This window comes from Novosphingobium aeonii (genome assembly GCF_052279045.1).
In the GTDB taxonomy this organism is placed as follows: domain Bacteria; phylum Pseudomonadota; class Alphaproteobacteria; order Sphingomonadales; family Sphingomonadaceae; genus Novosphingobium.
The window spans coordinates 2,383,392-2,400,896 of sequence record NZ_CP176832.1 but is presented as its reverse complement, the minus strand read 5'-3'; the positions used below and the strand labels follow the sequence as shown (position 1 = coordinate 2,400,896).

14 protein-coding genes and 1 tRNA gene are annotated in these 17,505 nt (G+C 63.3%); 6 read left to right on the top strand and 9 right to left on the bottom strand.

Annotated elements, in window-relative coordinates; translation table 11 throughout:
* Nucleotides 1-6 precede the first annotated feature (6 nt).
* Entirely contained in the window at nt 7-942 is a 936-nt protein-coding gene (locus ACLIMP_RS11650) for an AEC family transporter (RefSeq protein WP_324695391.1), read from the bottom strand.
* Between the two features lie 165 nt (nt 943-1,107).
* Nucleotides 1,108-1,578, bottom strand: a complete 471-nt coding sequence (locus ACLIMP_RS11645; protein WP_054437593.1) for an Hsp20 family protein — start codon at nt 1,576-1,578, stop codon at nt 1,108-1,110.
* A gap of 157 nt (nt 1,579-1,735) precedes the next feature.
* Between ACLIMP_RS11645 and grxC the strand changes: the two genes are divergently transcribed.
* The 4 genes from grxC (at nt 1,736) to ACLIMP_RS11625 (ending at nt 3,478) form a co-directional block, all read left to right on the top strand.
* Nucleotides 1,736-1,999 (top strand): glutaredoxin 3, encoded by a 264-nt coding sequence (gene grxC, locus ACLIMP_RS11640; RefSeq protein WP_324695386.1) that lies wholly within the window; start codon nt 1,736-1,738, stop codon nt 1,997-1,999.
* Between the two features lie 5 nt (nt 2,000-2,004).
* Entirely contained in the window at nt 2,005-2,835 is an 831-nt protein-coding gene (locus ACLIMP_RS11635; protein WP_324695385.1) for a carbon-nitrogen hydrolase family protein, read from the top strand.
* A gap of 6 nt (nt 2,836-2,841) precedes the next feature.
* Entirely contained in the window at nt 2,842-3,357 is a 516-nt protein-coding gene (locus tag ACLIMP_RS11630) for a DUF1178 family protein (RefSeq protein ID WP_324695383.1), read from the top strand.
* A 44-nt stretch (nt 3,358-3,401) separates the two neighbouring features.
* A tRNA-Arg gene (locus ACLIMP_RS11625) sits at nt 3,402-3,478 on the top strand.
* A gap of 45 nt (nt 3,479-3,523) precedes the next feature.
* Here the strand turns inward: ACLIMP_RS11625 and ACLIMP_RS11620 are convergent.
* The 3 genes from ACLIMP_RS11620 to ACLIMP_RS11610 form a co-directional block, all read right to left on the bottom strand.
* A complete protein-coding gene (locus ACLIMP_RS11620) occupies nt 3,524-4,687 on the bottom strand; it encodes a glycerophosphodiester phosphodiesterase (RefSeq protein WP_324695381.1) in 1,164 nt (387 codons plus the stop codon).
* A gap of 87 nt (nt 4,688-4,774) precedes the next feature.
* A complete protein-coding gene (locus tag ACLIMP_RS11615) occupies nt 4,775-6,487 on the bottom strand; it encodes a M61 metallopeptidase family protein (protein WP_324695379.1) in 1,713 nt (570 codons plus the stop codon).
* Between the two features lie 91 nt (nt 6,488-6,578).
* Entirely contained in the window at nt 6,579-7,058 is a 480-nt protein-coding gene (locus tag ACLIMP_RS11610; protein WP_231635872.1) for an Lrp/AsnC family transcriptional regulator, read from the bottom strand.
* Between the two features lie 144 nt (nt 7,059-7,202).
* Here ACLIMP_RS11610 and ACLIMP_RS11605 point away from each other — a divergent pair, with 144 nt between their 5' ends.
* Together ACLIMP_RS11605 and ACLIMP_RS11600 are read left to right on the top strand one after the other, a co-directional pair.
* Nucleotides 7,203-8,165 carry an ornithine cyclodeaminase family protein gene (locus ACLIMP_RS11605; protein ID WP_324695376.1) on the top strand — a complete coding sequence of 321 codons (963 nt, stop codon included), beginning with the start codon at nt 7,203-7,205 and terminating at the stop codon, nt 8,163-8,165.
* Entirely contained in the window at nt 8,165-10,255 is a 2,091-nt protein-coding gene (locus ACLIMP_RS11600; protein WP_324695373.1) for an amidohydrolase family protein, read from the top strand. Before ACLIMP_RS11605 ends, ACLIMP_RS11600 begins: the two co-directional genes overlap by 1 nt.
* A gap of 61 nt (nt 10,256-10,316) precedes the next feature.
* On the opposite strand, the gene ACLIMP_RS11595 is transcribed toward ACLIMP_RS11600, so the two are convergent.
* The 4 genes from ACLIMP_RS11595 to ACLIMP_RS11580 all read right to left on the bottom strand — a co-directional run bounded on the left by ACLIMP_RS11595 (nt 10,317) and on the right by ACLIMP_RS11580 (nt 17,411).
* A complete protein-coding gene (locus tag ACLIMP_RS11595; RefSeq protein WP_324695371.1) occupies nt 10,317-11,612 on the bottom strand; it encodes an APC family permease in 1,296 nt (431 codons plus the stop codon).
* Nucleotides 11,609-13,153, bottom strand: a complete 1,545-nt coding sequence (locus tag ACLIMP_RS11590; RefSeq protein ID WP_443477862.1) for a S10 family serine carboxypeptidase-like protein — start codon at nt 13,151-13,153, stop codon at nt 11,609-11,611. Before ACLIMP_RS11590 ends, ACLIMP_RS11595 begins: the two co-directional genes overlap by 4 nt.
* Nucleotides 13,150-14,319, bottom strand: coding sequence for a pyridoxal phosphate-dependent aminotransferase (locus ACLIMP_RS11585; protein ID WP_324695367.1), 1,170 nt, complete (start codon nt 14,317-14,319; stop codon nt 13,150-13,152). The genes ACLIMP_RS11590 and ACLIMP_RS11585 overlap by 4 nt, the downstream gene beginning before the upstream one ends.
* An 80-nt stretch (nt 14,320-14,399) precedes the next feature.
* Nucleotides 14,400-17,411 (bottom strand): TonB-dependent receptor domain-containing protein, encoded by a 3,012-nt coding sequence (locus ACLIMP_RS11580; protein ID WP_443477861.1) that lies wholly within the window; start codon nt 17,409-17,411, stop codon nt 14,400-14,402.
* Nucleotides 17,412-17,505: the final 94 nt, after the last annotated feature.

Here is a 17,505-nt window from a genome sequence, read left to right as displayed (position 1 = left end):
CCCGTTTCAGGTGAGGAGGGTGAGCAGCAGCGTGATCGTCCCGACCGAAAACACTGTCGAGATCAGAATAACCCTGGCTGTAAGCGCACCTTCCCGGCGATGGAACTCGGCCAACATGAAGGGGCCGGTTCCGGTCGGCAGGGCGGCCAGGAGCACGGCGGCATTGCGCAGAGGTGCGGTCAGGGGGAAGACCCAGAGGGCGAGCGCCAGCGTGATCGCCGGGTAGACGAACAGCTTGAGAGCGACCAGCAGGGCCGTCATCCTCGCGCTGCCGGGTTCTGGTTCGCGCGGCTCGGCGAGGAACATGCCGAGGCAGACGAGGGCGCAAGGGCTTGCGGCCGATCCAAGCAGTTTGAGGAATGCATCGAGGGGCGCGGCAACGCCTATCCCGCTCGACATCACGGCAGCGCCGAGTAGCGGTGCCAATACGAGCGGATTGCGAAACAGTGCCTGTAGCACGCGCAGTACGATCAAGGGGCCACCGCCGCCTGACTGGTTTCCGAATTCGATCAGTACGATGGCAACCGCAAAGAGCACGCAGACGGTGTTGATCGTCGCGATCAGGGTGAGTGTCTGGGAGGCCGGCCCCAGCGTTGCCAGCAGCAGTGGAAAGCCGAGAAACGCTGCGTTGGAATAAGCGCCGTTGAGGCCATGGATTGCGGCATTGCCGATCTCTGCGCCGGCCAGTCGGCTGATGGCTACGGTAAGCGCGAAGAAGAAGAACGTGCTCAGCCCAAACACCGCGACGAAACCGGGCTGCCAGAGTTGGGCCGCGTCGGCCTTGGCTACGATATCGAAAAGCAGCGCAGGCAGGGCGAGATAGACCACGAAGCGGTTCAGTTCAGTGGTCGATTGCGGACTGAAGATGCCCAAGCGCCGCGTCAGCCAACCTGCGAATGTCAGGGCGAAGATCGGCAGGACGACCGACAGGATCGAAATCATGGAAAAGTGCGGCCCATTGCTTTGCAAAGCATGCGGATTAAGCGCTGGGCCTGGCCTGTCCATCGCTGTTTTAATTGCATTCCGTGCGAAGTGCGCAATTTACCATCAAAAAGGGCGGCCCGGACATTTCCGGACCGCCCCCAATTCTGCAATTCACCCGGCTATTCAGGCGGCAGCGGAACCTTCTTCGGCGCTGCCCTCGACCACGGTGAGCGTATTGCCGCCAATCGCGATCTTCTTGGGCTTCATCGCCTCGGGCACTTCACGCACGAGGTCGATCACAAGGAGGCCGTCAGCCAGGTCAGCGGCATCGACGCGAACATAATCTGCCAGTTCGAAGCGTCGCTCGAACCCGCGCTGGGCGATGCCGACGTGCAGCATCTCGCCTTCGACGGATTCTTCGGGCTTGTGGCCCTTGACCACCAACAGGTTGGCCTGCGCAGTGATATCGATGTCGGCAGGCTTGAAACCGGCGACCGCCAGCGTGATGCGATAGGCATCGGCGCCGCGACGTTCGATATTGAAGGGGGGATATTTATCGCCCGGATTCACGCGGCCCTGGTTCTCGATCATGTCGAACAGGCGGTCGAAACCGACCATGGTGCGGCGGTAGGGCGAAAAATCGATACGGTTCATGACAAAAATCCTCGCTTGAGCAATCTTCGTGTGACGAGGCCCGGACTCCGGCGCCTCTTTGGCAAGCCATCCCCTTGGCGGGCCATGACTTGCATCCCTAGATATGATAGCGCGGCGCCCTTTCAAGGGTCGCAAAGAGATTGAAGGAACCGTATTCATGAGCCAGCCGAAGGTCGAGATCTACACCAAGTGGGGCTGCCCCTATTGCGTCATGGCCAAGTCGCTGCTCGACGGCAAAGGCGTGACCTACGAAGAGTATGACATCACGATGGGCGGGCCGAAGCGGGCCGAAATGGTTGAGCGGGTTCCCGGTGCCTTGACCGTTCCCCAGGTGCTGGTGGACGATAAGCCCTACGGCGGTTTCGACGACATCAGCGCGCTGGACCGCGCCGGCAAGCTAGACCCCGTTCTCGGGCTCTGACCGGAATGGTCCGCGCCGCCCTGTTCCAGATGACCACGGGCATCGATCCCGACGTCAACGCTGCCGCGATCGTTTCCGCCCTTGCCGAGGCGAAGGCGGGCGGTGCGGTCATGGTCTTCACCCCCGAGATGTCCGGCCTGCTTGACCGCAAGCGCGAGCGTGCAGCCGTCAACATAGTTACGGAGGGCGAGGATCGGGTACTGGCCGCCGTGCGAGAGGCTGCGGCGCGGGAAGGGGTTTGGGTCCATCTCGGCTCGCTGGCCGTGCGTCCCGGAAACGATGGGCAGGGCGATGGGCGCTACGCCAACCGCGCTTTCGTCATCGATGCCTCGGGCGAGATTCGCGCTCGCTATGACAAGATGCACATGTTCGACGTGGATCTGGCGACGGGCGAATCTTGGCGCGAATCGAATGCTTACGCGCCGGGCGACAAGGTGGTGACGGTGGAAACACCGCTTGGGCGCCTGGGTCTGGCGATTTGCTACGACGTCCGTTTCCCGGCGCTGTTCGAGGCGCTCGGCCGTGCGAGGTGCGATGTCATCGCCGCTCCGGCCGCATTTACCGTGCCTACCGGCCGGGCGCATTGGCACCTGATGCAGCGCGCACGGGCCGTGGAAGCAAGCGCTTTCATGCTCAGCGCAGCGCAAGTGGGCCATCACGAGGATGGGCGCGAGACTTACGGTCATTCGCTGGCGATCGACCCCTGGGGCGAGGTTCTGCTCGATATGGGCGGGGAAATGGCCGGTCTCGGCTTCGTCGATCTTGATCCTGGCCGCATCGCGGAAGTGCGCGCGCAGTTGCCAAGCCTTGCCAACCGCCGCGAGATCGCCAAATAGGCCGCGATGCCTATTGTCTTTGATCTCGAATGCCGTTCCGCGCATCACCGTTTCGAGGGCTGGTTCAAGTCCTCGGACGATTATGCGCGGCAGCAGGAACGGGGATTGCTGAGTTGTCCCCGTTGCGGGTCGGACGACGTTGGAAAGGCGGTTCAGGCGCCTCACCTTGCCCGCAAGGGGAACCAGCGGACTGCTGCGTCAGACGCACCGCCGCAGAAACCGGAAGTTTCCTCTGCGGTAGTGCCTTCAGAGCCGGCCTCGCTCCAGCAGGCGGAAGCAATCCCGCCGCAGGCGGTCGAACTGCTCCAGAAGCTTGCGCTGATGCAGGTCGAGGCGCTCAGGTCCAGTCGTTTTGTCGGTGAGACCTTCGTGGAAGATGCCCGGGCCATGCATTATGGCGAGCGCGATGCCGAAGTGATCCATGGCCGTGCCACGCCCGAGCAGGCGCAGGAGCTTATGGAGGAAGGCATTCCGGTCATGCCCTTGCCGTTTCCGGTGGTTCCGCCCGAACAGACCAATTGAACCAATTGCCAAGGCATTCGCCGCAAGCTAGGAGGCCCTCGAGTGCGCCCGTAGCTCAGCCGGATAGAGCACCAGATTCCTAATCTGGGGGCCATGGGTTCGAATCCCGTCGGGCGCACCAACAATAAAAGCCCGCGATTTTCGCGGGCTTTTTCGTGGTTGAGGGTCAGGCCTTAAGCCTTGTGCCGTCAACCGCTTCACGGCCCAGTGCCGGATCGTCCGTGAAGAAAGCGTCGAGCCCCAGTTCAAGATAACGGCGGATTTCGGCGATGCTGCCTGCCGGGTTGCGCGCGGCATCGCCTGATGCGTTGCGAAAATCGGCGGGAAGAAAGTAATTTTCCGGCCTGAAAGTCCAACTGGAAACCAGAAGGCCGGCCTCGTGTGCGTTGGCGACCAGACCGCTGGGCTGGGCTGCAAGGCGATTGTCCTTGTCGCGCGGGACAAGGGCGAGGTTGTAGGGCGATATCCAATCCGCATAAGTCGCGATTTCAGCGAGGCCTGCTGGCTTATGGAGATCGTCGAAACTGGGGCCAGAGCCCTTTGCTGCAAGATCGGCCGGGCGCTTTGCACCGGGTACGGTGAGTTGCATGAGTTGGACGTTGCGGAGCCCATCAAGCCGCTCGCGCAGCCATTTCAGGTTCGATACCTCGAAGCTCTGGAGGATCACCGGGGCAGTGCAGAGGTATGGGCTGGCGTGGAGGCGGTCGAGAACGCGCTGCTCAAGCGGAATGCCGATAGTGGCAAAGTAGGTAGAGTGCTTGATCTCGGGAATGACGCCGATCAAGCGGCCGTGGGCACGGGCCTCGGCAGCGACGAACTCGGCGATTTCCTCGAAGGTAACGACCTGGAACTGGCCGTCGAACCCATGGCTCTCCGGCCGTAGCGGGCCGAGTCGTTCTCTCGCGCGCAGGCGCTTGATTTCATCAAGCGTGAAGTCCTCGGTGAACCAGCCTGTAACATTCTCGCCGTCGATGACTTTCGTGGCTTTCCGGCCTGCAAACTCTGGATGGTCGGCGACATCGGTTGTGTCGGCGATGTTGTTTTCGTGCCGGGCCACAAGAATGCCGTCCTTTGTGCAGACAAGGTCGGGTTCGATAAAGTCCGCGCCGTCTGCAATGGCCTTGGCGTAGGAGGCGAGCGTGTGTTCGGGGCGCAGCGCGCTGGCGCCGCGATGGCCGATCACCAGAGGCTTTGCCGGGCGCGGGGCCCTTGGTCTTGCGTTGCTTGCGGCTGCAAGCCCGTCAGGCACGATTGACGCTGCCATCCCGACAAGCGTCGCTCCGGCGCTGCCGCGGATCAGCGAGCGACGGGAAAGCGGAGATTCGATCATGCTGAAAACCTTCGGGAAACCGGCTCTGTTTCCGCCGGCTATTCAGGGCAGGTGACAGCATGACGACAGCTCCGGCATGAGTTTGCGTCAGTGGCAGGAGACGCCGGGCTTCGCCTGCCACTGGTACGCATCCATAGTCTCTCCTCGCGGCAGATAGGTCAGCTTGCGCTTCTGGCCGTCCCTCTCGATGTCAAGGGTCAGGCTGGCGTCCTGATCGCCTTGCAGGCCGTCTTGCGGAAAACGGTTCAGGATGCGGTCACCGTTTTGCAGCCCTGCGGCTTCTGCGGCGGAGCCGGGCTTGAGGCCCTGCACCACGCGCTCCGGCGTGACGAGGATCAGCGGATCAAACCCGAGGTCGAAGCGCTTGAGTGGCTTGATAACGCGGTCGAAGCAGGGTCCAAAGGCATCTGCCGGAGGTAATACGGTCCGACCCGCCAGCATCGCTTCGAAATCGGCGATGCCCCGGGCGCCAAGCTCTTGGCCCAGCAGTGTCTTCCAGAGCGCAAGGTCCATGGCATGGCCGGCGCGGCGCTCGGCAAGCATGCGGCGCACGAGATCGTCGAGCGAACGTTTTCCACCCGAGGCGGCGCGGATTTGCGCATCCACCGAGGCGAAGTAAAGCGAACCGCGATCGTAGGGCAACACGCGGATTCGGGTGTCCTTCCAGAACCCGTCCGCGATGCGGTCATTGGGAGTGCCGATCAGGGCGTTTGTATAGTAGCGTCCGGCTGTGGAGTTGAGGTCGTCCAGGAAGGCCTGCCGCGAAATCAGTCCGGCGCGATAAGGCAGCATGCGCTGATAATGGACAGCGAGACCTTCACCGAACCACGAAAGACCGAGCCCGCCCGCCGCGTCCATCGAATCGCCGAGTGAGTTGATCCAGGCATGGACCATTTCATGCGCCAGCAGGCTTTCGAGGTCGGAGAGGGGCGTTTTTTCGCTGAAGGTAAAAGCGAAACTGTCTGTCAGGCCGATGCCGCTTCCGGGATTGAGCCGATTGGTTCGCGCAAACACCCCGAAGCTGGCTGGGCGCTGGTCGAAGAATTCTCCGTAGAATTTCTGAAGGCGGGCTGCCCAATCCATCAGTTGAGGCCCGGCGAAGCTGAATTGTCCCTGCCAGGCACCGAAGAATGTGCTCTTGGCGTAAGATCCGATGCGGCCGGCCATGTAGTATGTCCCGCCGATCTGGTCGGGCCGGAGAGGGCGGCTGCCATGGCTATTCCCGATCCCCAGGCTGGAGACGCCGCGTGCGTCCTTGCCTGCCCGCGCGAGGTCCCAGCTTACCGACAGGTCTCGGGCGCGTGCGTCGGCCGGCAGTATGAGAAAAGCGTTGCCTGCGCCGGACAGCCCGGCGTCGGCAGCCCGCAGTTCGTATTGCGGGCGTGCCATTTCAGGCTGGGCCGGGTCTACAGGCAAGCGGTAGGCGACAGTTACCGCGCCTTCGACCGGGCGCAGCGCTTTCCACGAGCGTTCGAGGTTGTCTCCGTCCCGCGCCGTGTCATGCATTTCGACCGGAATCAGGCCGCGGGTATCGGAGAAGACCAGACCTTGCAGGTTCCTCGCGGAAGTCTCCACGGTATTGGCGGTGACTGCAATGGCAGCAAGCGCGTCGCCTTGTGGAGGTGCTTCGAAGCGGATCGCCACGTCGAGACGTGTAAGCGCGCCCTGTTCATCGGCAACCGGCGCAAGTGCGATTGAAATTTCCGGCGCGGGGCCATCGGTCGCTTCGGCCGCCGTGGCGGAGGCGAGCGGCGTGGAGGAAAGAAGCGCGGCGAGCAGGGCGTTGCGAAGCGATGTCATGAAACGAGGCTAACAGGCTGTACCGAAGGAAAATGTGCAAAGAGCATCGCTTGCCGGCAGGCGTGCGCATGAAATATGCTTGGTGGGGAATTCAACCCGGCAACGACGGCAGCGGTAGCCGGTGCGTGCACTTGAGTTCCGAGAGCGTTGCCGTGGAGCGCACGTCCTCCACACCGGGCAGGCGGAGCAGGGTGCGGAACGTGAAGTTCTGGTACCAGGCGATGTTGGGGGCCAGGACTTTGAGCATCACGTCCATTTCACCGAACAGAGTGTAGGCTTCGAGGATTTCCGGTGTTGCCTCCACTGCGTGGACGAACCGGTCACGGTCGTCGTCCGACAGGCGAGACATCTTGAGCTGGGCGAAGATGAACATGCTTTCGCCGAACTTTTCACGGTCGAGGATCGCCACGGTGTGGCGCACATAACCCTCCTCCTTGAGCCGCTGCATGCGGCGCCAGCAGGGCGATTGGGAAAGCCCCACGCGGTCAGCGATCTCGCTGGAAGATTCGGAGGCGTCGATCTGAAGGCGATCGAGGATCTTCATGTCGAGCCGGTCAAGTTCGGCAGGCAAGATTATGCTCCCTGTTCTGGTTTGTTGGTTTGAACATGCCACGCAATTGCGCATGAGCGCAACAAAGGTCGAGATATTTCGCCACAGCGCGCTATCAGTGATGCTTGAGGAGCCGATAGCCGGCAACAGGGACGGATCAGGGATATGAAACGGAGCGAACTGTCGATCTTCGATGCAGAGGACGTGCGCGCCCTGCTCGGCTACCCTTCTTGCATCGAAGTCGTGCGGGAAGCGATGAAAGCGCTTTCGCGCGGTGAGACGCGCCAGTTGCTGCGAACGATGATCCACATGGGAGAGGGCCGGACTTTCGGCCTGATGCCCGGGGCGCTCTCCGATCAGGGCATGTTCGGGGCAAAGCTCATCAGCGTCTTCGCCGAGCCGGACAACCCCGGCGTACGCCGCCATCGCGGCGTCGTGACCCTGTTCGAGCCGGTGGAGGGGCGCCCGGTCTGCGTCGCCGATGCCGAGGAGATCACGCATATCCGCACCGCTGCAGCAACGGCCGTCGGCACGGACGCGTTGGCGCGTGAGGATGCGAAAGTGCTGTTGCTGATGGGCACCGGCGGTCAGGTCCATTCCCACCTTGAGGCGCTGCCGCTGGTGCGCCGTTTCGAACGCATTCTCATCTGGGGCCGCGATGCCGCGAAAGCGCAGGCCGTCGTCGATGCCTGGAGCGGGCGCCTGCCGGTGGAAGTGGCTTTCGATGCCAGGACCGCAGCGGCCGAAGCAGATGTGATCTGCACGCTGACCGGCGCCCGGCAGCCGATCCTGCTCGGCGAATGGGTGCGCGCAGGAACGCATGTCAATATCGTGGGATCAAGCGGCCCGGGCCCGGTCGAGGTCGACAATGATCTGGTTCTGGCCGCCCGCTTCATCGCCGACAGCAAGGCCTCCGCGCTCGATGCGGCAGCGGAATTCCTGGTGGCCAGGGCGGAGGGCGTCGTGAGTGACGATCACATCGTTGCCGAAATCGGTGAAGTGCTGCTTGGGCGCGCCCCCGGTCGGCGCAGTGCCGACGAAATCACCGTTTACAAGTCGCTCGGCCATGCGGTGCAGGATCTTGCATCCGCTGCCCATATCTTTCACGCAAGCCGGAATTCGAACTGATGCACCTCAAACGAACTGCGGCCTTGCGCTTGCTCGCCTGTTCCACGATCGCGCTTTCGGCCACTGCCCTTCACGCCGAGGCCGAGCGCTTCGCGGTGATCGACAACGGCGAGAACGTCGGCCACGTTTATGCGGACGTTCAGGGCAATACCGTCTCGATCGACCATGACGTCAAGAGCAATGGCCGAGGCCCGACCATGCACGAGACGATCGTGCTCGACGACAAAGGGCTGCCCACGAGTTGGACCCTTCAGGGTACCTCGACGTTCGGCAACAAGGTGGACGAGCAGTTCACTGCCAGAGGCAAGCGCCTCTCCTGGGTCGATACGACCGGCAAGGGCGCCATGCAGGCCAGGTCACCCACGCTCTATGTCGCGCAGGAAGGAAGCCCGTTCTCACTGGGCATCTATGCCCGCGCATTGCTGGCCGATAGCGATCATGCCTTGCCGGCAGCCCCCGGCGGCACGCTTTCGCTGGAAGAGGAAGCGCCGGTCTCGCTGGGCGCCATTGCCTATCGCGCCTTCCTCGTCAAAGGTATCGGTCTTACGCCGAGCGCCATCCTGCTCGATGACAAGGGCGCTCTGGTGGCGGCCTATTCGCCGACCAATGCCACCGTCCGCGAAAGTCTTGCGCCTTATGCCGGCGAACTGGCGAAAATCGCGGCAGAGCGTTCGGCTGCCCGTTTCGCCGCGATCCAGAAAAAGGTCGCGCATAACTACGACGCGCCGATCCGCATCCGTGACGTCCGAGTCTTCGATCCGGCCAGCGGCAAGCTGGGCGATCCGGTTTCGATAGTCGTGTTCGGAGACAGGATCGCCTCGGTCGAACCGCTCGACAGCCCTGCCTCGCCCGGCGAGGCCACGGTCGAAGGTGCGGGAAGAGTGGTCATCCCCGGGCTGCATGACATGCATGCTCACGTCTCGCTCCAATCGGCATTGCTGTACATCGCCTCGGGCGTGACCAGCGTGCGCGACATGGGCAACGAGAACGCCTTCCTAATCGACCTGACGCGCCGCATCGATGCGGGCGAAGTGGCGGGGCCACGCATCGTGCGCAATGGCTTCCTCGAAGGGCGAAGCCCCTACAGTTCGCGCAACGGCTTCATCGCCGGTAGCGAGGCCGAGGCGCTCGACGCGGTGCGCTGGTACGGTGCGCGCGGCTACTGGCAGGTGAAGATCTATAACAGCTTCAATCCCGAATGGGTGCCCAGCGTGGTCAGTGAAGCCAGGCGGCTCGGCATGGGGGTAACCGGGCATATCCCGGCCTTTACGAATGCCGATGCGATGATCGCGGCGGGTTATGACGAAGTGACGCACATCAACCAGCTCATGCTGGGCTGGGTGCTCGATCCCAAGGAAGATACCCGCACGCCGCTGCGGCTCACCGCCATGCGGCGGACGGCAGGGCTGGACATCACCTCGCCGCGCGTCGCTTCGACGCTCGACACGATGGAGGCGAAGCACATCGCGCTCGATCCTACGGCGGTGACGCTCGAACTGCTGATGATGAGCCGGGACGGCAAGATCAGTCCGGCCGTCGCGGGCTATTTCGACCATCTGCCGGTTGGCGTGCAGCGCAATCGCCGCCAGGGCATTGCCCCGATCAAGACGCCCGAGGATGCCGCCGGTTACGACGGCGCCTTCGTGACGATCAAGGCGCTGCTGCGCGACATGCACAGGCGCGGCATCACGCTCCTGCCGGGGACCGACGATGCCACGGGCCTGTCGGTCCACCGCGAGTTGCAAATCTACGCGGAGGCTGGGCTTCCCGTGGCCGATGTGTTGAAGATCGGCACGCTTGGACCGGAACAGTACATGCATCGCGACCAGTCCTATGGCTCGGTCGAAAAGGGCAAGTATGCCGACTTCGTGTTGCTTGACGGAAACCCGCTGGAGGATATCTCGGCGATCCACCGCATGGCCATGGTCGTGAAGGGGGGGACGGTGTACTTCCCGTCGGAAATCTGGGGCGAGGTTGGCGTGAAGCCTTTTGCGGAGCCGCCCAAGGTCGTTGCACCGGCAGCAGCCGCGAAGCCCGTCGCGCTGATGGGCGGATCGGGAGCGGAGGCGCACGAGGACTTCGCGTTTTGAACGAAAAGAGGCAGGGGGCGTCGCCACCTGCCTCTTTTCTCGTGAACCGGTTTTTGAGCTTCTAGCTGCGCCGACGGGCGAAGTACCATACCGCGCCCAGGAAGCCCCAGCCCAGCAGAAGGACATAGGGCCGCCAATCCGCTTCGAGGCCGATCACGATGAGGGCAAGCGCGCAGACCGTACCGGCGCAGCCCAGTGTCATCATCACGCCGCGTGCCGGACGGAACCCGGCGCCGCTGTGCAGTTCGGGATAGCTCCTCGCCACTCGTGCGGCGGACAGGCAGATGCTGCCATATTTCACCAGATTGGGGATGTTGACCGCGAGGAACAGGAAGGTCAGTTCCATCGGCATCAGCAGGCCGGCACAGCCGATTCCGAAGACGGTGAACAGTGCCACGTGCGGCACGTGCGAGCGGGGATGAACGCTGGCGATCGCCCGGGGCAGAACTCCCGCTTCGGCCATCGCGAAAAGGCTGCGGCTGAACATCGTGAAGATGGAATTGAGGCTGGTACCGATCGCGGCGATGGCGGCCAGCACGATCGCCGGCACGGCGAGCGGTCCCATGAAGCGACTGGCGGTTTCGAGGATCGGCGCTTCGCTGCCGGCCAGCGTGGCGGGGCCGAGCACGGTCAGCGCCACGAAGGCCACGGCTACGTAGAGAACCGTGGCCGAACCAATGGCGACCGCGATCCCGATCGGGATGTTGCGGCGGCTGTTGGCCACTTCGCCGCCCGCTTCCGTCGCTGCCTCGATCCCGAAGAACAGACCCATGAGAAGAGGCGCGGCGGCAAAGGCGCCGTGCAGGCCATGGGGAAGGAACGGTTCGAGCCGGGCCGGCTCGGACACGGTGATGCCGCCCCAGATCACGAACAGGCCGAACAACAGGATCAGCCCGCCGACCATAACAGTTTGCGCGCGGGTGGCGACATGGACGCCGACCAGATTGGCGAGCAACGCCAGTACCAGTACCGCGAACATTGTCGGCTTGACCGGTAGCGGCACGAGCATCGAGACGTATCGGACCAGCACCAGCGCCAGCACGACCATTGCCCCCATGTTGGCGATGATCCGCATCCAGGCGATGAAGAACCCGAGTGTCGGATGAAGATAGCGTGAGGGCCAGACGAAGCTTGCGCCGGAAACCGGATCGGCAGAGCCCAGGTAGGCATAGCTGACGGCGATGAGGTACATCGGCAACGCCGCGATCACCACCGATAGCAACATTCCCGGTCCGGCGAGAGCGGTGGCGGGGGAGACGGCCGAGAAGATCGAAACACCGACTGCCGTGCCAAGCCCCAGTGAGACCACGCCCCACAGGCCTATGCCCTTGCGCAGGGCATGTTCAGCTTCACTCACTTTTGCGCCCCCCGGCAGCTATCCGCATTGATGAAATCGACGAGATCCGACTGGAACCGCGCGCGGCTGCCATCGTCGGAATAGAATACATGGCCGCCGACATAACGCTCGTTGCGATAGCGCGTCTTCGGCAGGCTGGATTGTGCGAAGAGGTAATCGGCCGCGCCGATGGTCGTGGTGGTATCGTAGATCCCGGTGCCGACGAAAAGCCGCAGGCAAGCGTTGGTTGCCGCGTGGCGCTCGACCACGGACATGAACGGCCAGTCGGCGAAAGGTGAATCCTCTGCGCCGTAGCTCCATCCGCCTTCGAAGCGGGCGATCACCTTGTATGTATCGGCGCCGGGGACTTTGAGCGTGTCGCCCAGATAGACGGTCATCGCCTTGCCGAAAATGTCCGAGATCGACGATGAGGGATCGCCCGGCATCATCGTTGTCACGTTTCCGGGACGATCTGCGAGATAGCGGGCATCGTAACGACCCATGACCTTGCCTTTCGCGCGCAGTAGTTCGACGCGGAAGCGTTCCTTGGAAATGCGCAGGTCGTTTGCGAGGTAGAACGCCGCCGGGATGCCAGTTAGTTCGGCGAGCCGCGCGGCAAGCCTCTCACGATCGGCCTGCGGCAGGTCGCGGCCGCGATAGAGGGCGGGGAGGTAGTCCTCGCGGGCGAAGCTTGCCGCCGCGTCGGTCACGCCTGCCGCCGTGCAGGGCGCTTTCACCATGCCGTGGTAGCAGGCGATGGCGGCCAGCGTTGGCAGCGACACCGCGTAAGTCACCACATTGTCGGGGCGCTGCGAGGTCTCGATCATGTTGAGCGCCTGCCCCAGCAGGACGACGCCGCGCACGTTCGCAGCCAGGTCCTGCCGGTCCAGCGCATCGAGCATCGCAACCGCGCGGATCGTGCCGTAGCTTTCGCCGAGGATATAGAACGGTGAGTTCTGCCGCCCGTGGCTGGTGAGCCATTGGCGCACGACGTCCGCCGCCGCATTCGCATCGCCCTCAACCGTGCTGTAGGGCGCGCCTGCCGCACCGGCGGGGCGCTCCGAAAATCCGGTACCGGGTGGGTCGATGAAGACCACGTCAGCCACGTCATAGAGTTTTGACGGGCCGGGCAGGGTGTCGCCGGCGCCGGCGTTCGTATCGGCAGGGTCTTGCGGAACATGCGCGAGCACGGGGCCGAGCAGGCCCATGTGGAGATAGGCGGCCGAAGCGCCGGGTCCACCGTTGAAGGCGAAGATCACCGGCCGTTCGGTCTTTGCATTCCTGCCGGTCTGAGGGCGGGAATAGGAAATGTAGCCCGCAGTTGCGGGTGAACTGTCCGCGCCGGCTGAGACAGGGACTAGCCTCAGCTCGGCGCGGACAGGATGCGCGGGATCGGGTTTCGAAACCCGCGCATCGATGAGGACCCTCTCGGCCGGCGGCTCGGCCGCTTGCGTCGGAATGGGTCCGGCAGACGCCGCGACAAGCGCGATCCCCGTCAACGCCGAAAGGCGACGCGGAGACTTCTTTTTGCGACCGAAGGGCTGCTGCGGCGTCAGGATCATGGCAATTCCAGAAGTCTATGGGTTTCCCGGTAGGTCAGGAGGCCGTCGGTCAGAGCCTGAAGGCCATAATCGAGGCGCGACGGCTCCATTGCGAAACCGAGGCGGATATGTCCGGGCGCGCCGAAGTATTCCCCCGGAGCCACCAGTACTCCGCAGCGATCGGAAAGCCAGCCGGAGAAATGCTCGGTATCTCCGATCCCGACGAGGCGGGGGAAGGCGATGCAGCCGCTTTCGGGCAATGTCCCTTCCACCAGTCCTTCAGCGGTCCAGTAGGCGTGATAGGATTCTATGATCGGCCTGGCTTTTGCGATCACCGAGAAGGTGTTCTCCTGAAAGCGCGCCGGATTTTCGACAACCAGCGCGGCAACCGCGTGCGCAAGGTTCGAGATGGCGAACTCCACCTCTCGCGCCAGTTCGCGAACCGGCGCCACCAGGCTTTCATCGCCGACGATCCATCCGCAGCGCAGGGTACTGAGACCGAAGATCTTGGTCAGGCTGTTGACCGAAAGCACGCGCGGCGAAGCGCCAAGTGAGGCGGCAGGCTTCAACCGGTCCCCGGCATAGGGCGCATAGACCTCGTCCACAACCAGCACCACATCATGCCGATCCGCCACGGCGCAGAGCGCACGCATGGTATCATCCGAGACCGGCATTCCGGACGGATTGTGCAGGTTCGAAAGGACGATCATCCGTGTTTCGGGCCGGATGCGTGCCTCGACTTCGGCGGGATCGATCGTGAAGTAGGGAGCGGGGCGCTCGAACGTATCGACGGCGATGCCGACGGACTGCGCAAGACTGCCGAACAGCTCGAAGCTGGGGTTCTCGATAAGGATGCGATCACCTGCCTTGAGCAGGGCGCGGTAGATCAGCGAAAGTGCGCCGGTTGCGCCGGTGGTGGTCAGGACCTGTTCCTCACGCACACCGTAATCGCGCGCCAGCGCGGCGACGAGGAAGGGGTTCCCCTTCACGAAAGTACTGGCATAGCGGGAGCTTATGCCATTCTCGAAACCTTCGAGAAGCACTTCGCGCAGCAGGTCCTTGGGCTCGGGTACCGAACTTTCGAACAGGCTGACGAGAAGGCTGCGGGAATTGCTGTTCCGGATGATCGAGCGCCTCACCCATTGGGCGTAGGACTTCGAAGTCTGGTCGTCTGGGCTGGAAGCCATGTTCTCGAATCTGCCGGATAGAGCTGGATTGTGGATGGAGGCGGCGCCGGGGGGAATGGTCCCGGCGCCGCCAGAATCCGTCACATCTTCAGCTTGGCGCCGACCCAGAAGCGGCGGCCGAGGATGTCGCCATAGGCGATCTGCGGATAGGAAGGCGCCTCGTCGGTGAAGTTGTCGATGCCGGCGCGCAGTATCATGCGGCCTGTATCGAACTGCATCGAGATCGAGTGCGTGAGGTTGCTGTCGAGCAGCGGGTTGGGCGTGGTCTCGATGGTCGCGTCGTAAGCGGCCTTGGTCTTGTCGAGGTAATAGGCCTGGTAGCTCAGCCGGACCGGACCCTTGGTCCAATCCAGATTGAAACGGCCTTCCCAGGTCGGCTTTTCATAGGTGTTGTCGGTGCGGACGTAGTTCTCGCCAGTGACCGAAGTGGTCAGGAGCGTGTTGTGCGTCGCGTTCACGCCGAGGTGGAATGCGCCGATGTTCCCGGGTTCGAAGGTGTAGTCGACGGCGTAGACTTCGCCGCGGTACTTCACGACACCTGCGTTGAAGGTGGTCGTCGTGCCGGCGAGTATCGTGCCGCCCGGGCTCACGCCGTCCGAAGAGGCAATGCGGGTGAAGGCATTGCAGACGGCGGGATCAGGGTTGGTATTATCATAGCAGGCCGCCGTGAAGTCCTCGGTGGTGAAGGCCGAGAGGCCGTCCTTGAGGTCGATCTCGATGCGATCTGCGCTGATGGTCAGGCCCGGAATGAACCGGGGCTGGAGGACCACGCCGTACGTGAAGGTGTCGGAGATCTCGTTGCGCAGGTTTGCGTTGCCGCCGCTGGTGATGGTCGCGCGCTCGAAGTTCTCGGCGGGGTCCTGGAACGCCGCGAGACGCTCGGCCGCGCTCTTTCCTGCATTGGTGCCATCTGCTTCCACGCCGTAGTTCGGATTGGCGGTGAAGGCCGCCAGACAGTTGGCATAACGAACCGAAGGGTTCGAACCGCTGTTGATGCGGTCGGCATCGCAGGGATCGTAGCCCACCGAACCGAGCGAGGTAGTCGTCGGCGAGAACTTCATCGCAAGCGTGGGCGCGCGGAAGTTACGGCTGCGGCTTACGCGCAGGGTAATCCCGTCGAGCGGCTGCCAGCGAAGTCCGAGATCCCAGACCTGCTCCTTGCCGGCGATCGAATTGTCGACGAGGCGGCCCGCCGCGCTTGCTTCGAGCATGCGCACGATCGGTACGTTCATCGCGCTGTCGATCAGCGGGATCAGCAGTTCTGCCGAAAGTTCGTCCGTGTTGTAGCCGGCAGACTGGGCGACTTCCATGGTGCCGCCGCCGAACAGGCCCTGCTGGTTCGCTGCGAGCGGGGTGTAGGACACCTGCTCATCGCGGTGCTCGTATGCCAGGCTGAACTTGGCGGTGCCGCCGGGAAGCTGGATTACGTCGCCGCCAAGCGTGGCGAGGAAGTCGGTCTGCTCGTTACGATAGTCCAGGCCGGCGCGGACGCTCACATACTGCTGCGCGGCGCTGGAGACGTTGCCGTTGCCGAACGGATTGATGGGGGCGCACGAGGCGTCATTGTTGGCGGGATCGGCGTCGGCATTGATGCCGCAGACGATCTGGCCGCCCGAAAGCACGGCATTGATCGCGTTGCTGTACTTGGCATTGTCGACTTCCCAGCGGCGCTGCGAACCATCGACGCGGGCATAGCTTCCCGAGACCGTCCAGTAGAAGTTGCGGCTTCCGGCCGAGAACTCTCCGTCAACGGCGAGCAGGCCGCGGTAGGTGTCGGTCTTGTAGCTTTGCAGGTTGTCCGGGGTCAGATCGTAGAAGTACTTCGACAGGAACAGCGGAGCACCGGCGGCGAACCCGGGGTTCGCTGACGAAAGCACGCTTTTCGCCTGATCGGTGAGATAGGGGTTATTGATCGTGAAGATCACCGGACCGGCGTAAGTACCGTAGTTCAGGATCGTGCGGCTCTGGCCCTGCGGGATCTCGGTTCCGGCGGTATGGGCATAGAGCAGTTCGGTGCGCAGGGTGATCGCATCGGTCAGGTCGTAATGCGCGATCAGGTTGCCCGTGAAGCGCTCGACGCCGGTTCGCAGCCCCGCAAGGTCGCGGTAGGAGAAGCCCTGGCCGCCGCTGGAGAACGGGATACCAACATCGGTTCCCGGATCGTAGGAAACGACATTGCCGCTGGAGTCGAACTGGAGCGGCGTACCGTTCGACTGGGTGAGGAAGCGGGTGAACGGCGCGGGCGCGTTGAACAGGACGCCGTTGGAGTTGAACTCCCAGAAGTGCGCATCGAGCAGTTCCTTCACCGCCGGAATCCCGTCGGTTGCGGACTGGTCGGCGGGGTTGCTGACCGTGAGGCGGCCCAGTGCCGAAAGCGGCCGGTCCGCGAACATCAGCGTGGGGGTCCTGGCGTAGTTCACGTCGATCGCGATATTGCCGCGTCCGTCCGCGAAGTTCTTACCCGCGGTGCCGCGAAGGCTGTAGGTATGATAATCGCCGCGCGAGGAGATGCCGTTCTGCGCATCGAGTTCGAGGCCCTCGAACTTGTCCTTGAGCACATAGTTGACCACGCCCGCGATGGCATCCGAACCGTAGACGGCAGCACCACCACCCTGAACCACTTCGACGCGGTCGAGCAGGCCGAGCGGGATGATGTTGGCATCGACCTGCGCGTCGCCAAGACCAGAGGAACTGGTCACCATTCGGCGGCCGTTCAGCAGGGTGAGCGTGCGACCAGCGCCAAGGCCGAAGAGATTGGGGAACTGCTGCCCCGACCCGCTGCCTTCGCCGCTGCCATCTGCTTGGCTGAGCATCGGACTGTTGGACGTGAGCTGGTTGAGCGCGTCGGAAGCGCTGATGTAGCCGCGATCCGAGATGGTCTGGCTGTCCACGATATTGAGCGGCGCGGTCTCGTCGGCAGCGTCGCGGCGAATGCGCGAGCCGGTAACGACGATGTCCGCAGCAGGTACGCTGTCGTCGGCGCTGGGCGCCAGATCCTGCGCCTGCGCCGGTGCGCCGGCCAGCAGCGCGGCCGCTGCGGTGGAAACCATGAGCGCGGCAAAGCCCGCCCTCTCGATGCGTGACTGGATCATCGAACTACCCCTCATGTTCTGTCTGCGTGTTCTTTCCCTGAGGAGAACCTAGCGCATGCAGCAAGCGAGGGTTTTGCGAAGTGAGGGGCGGTGT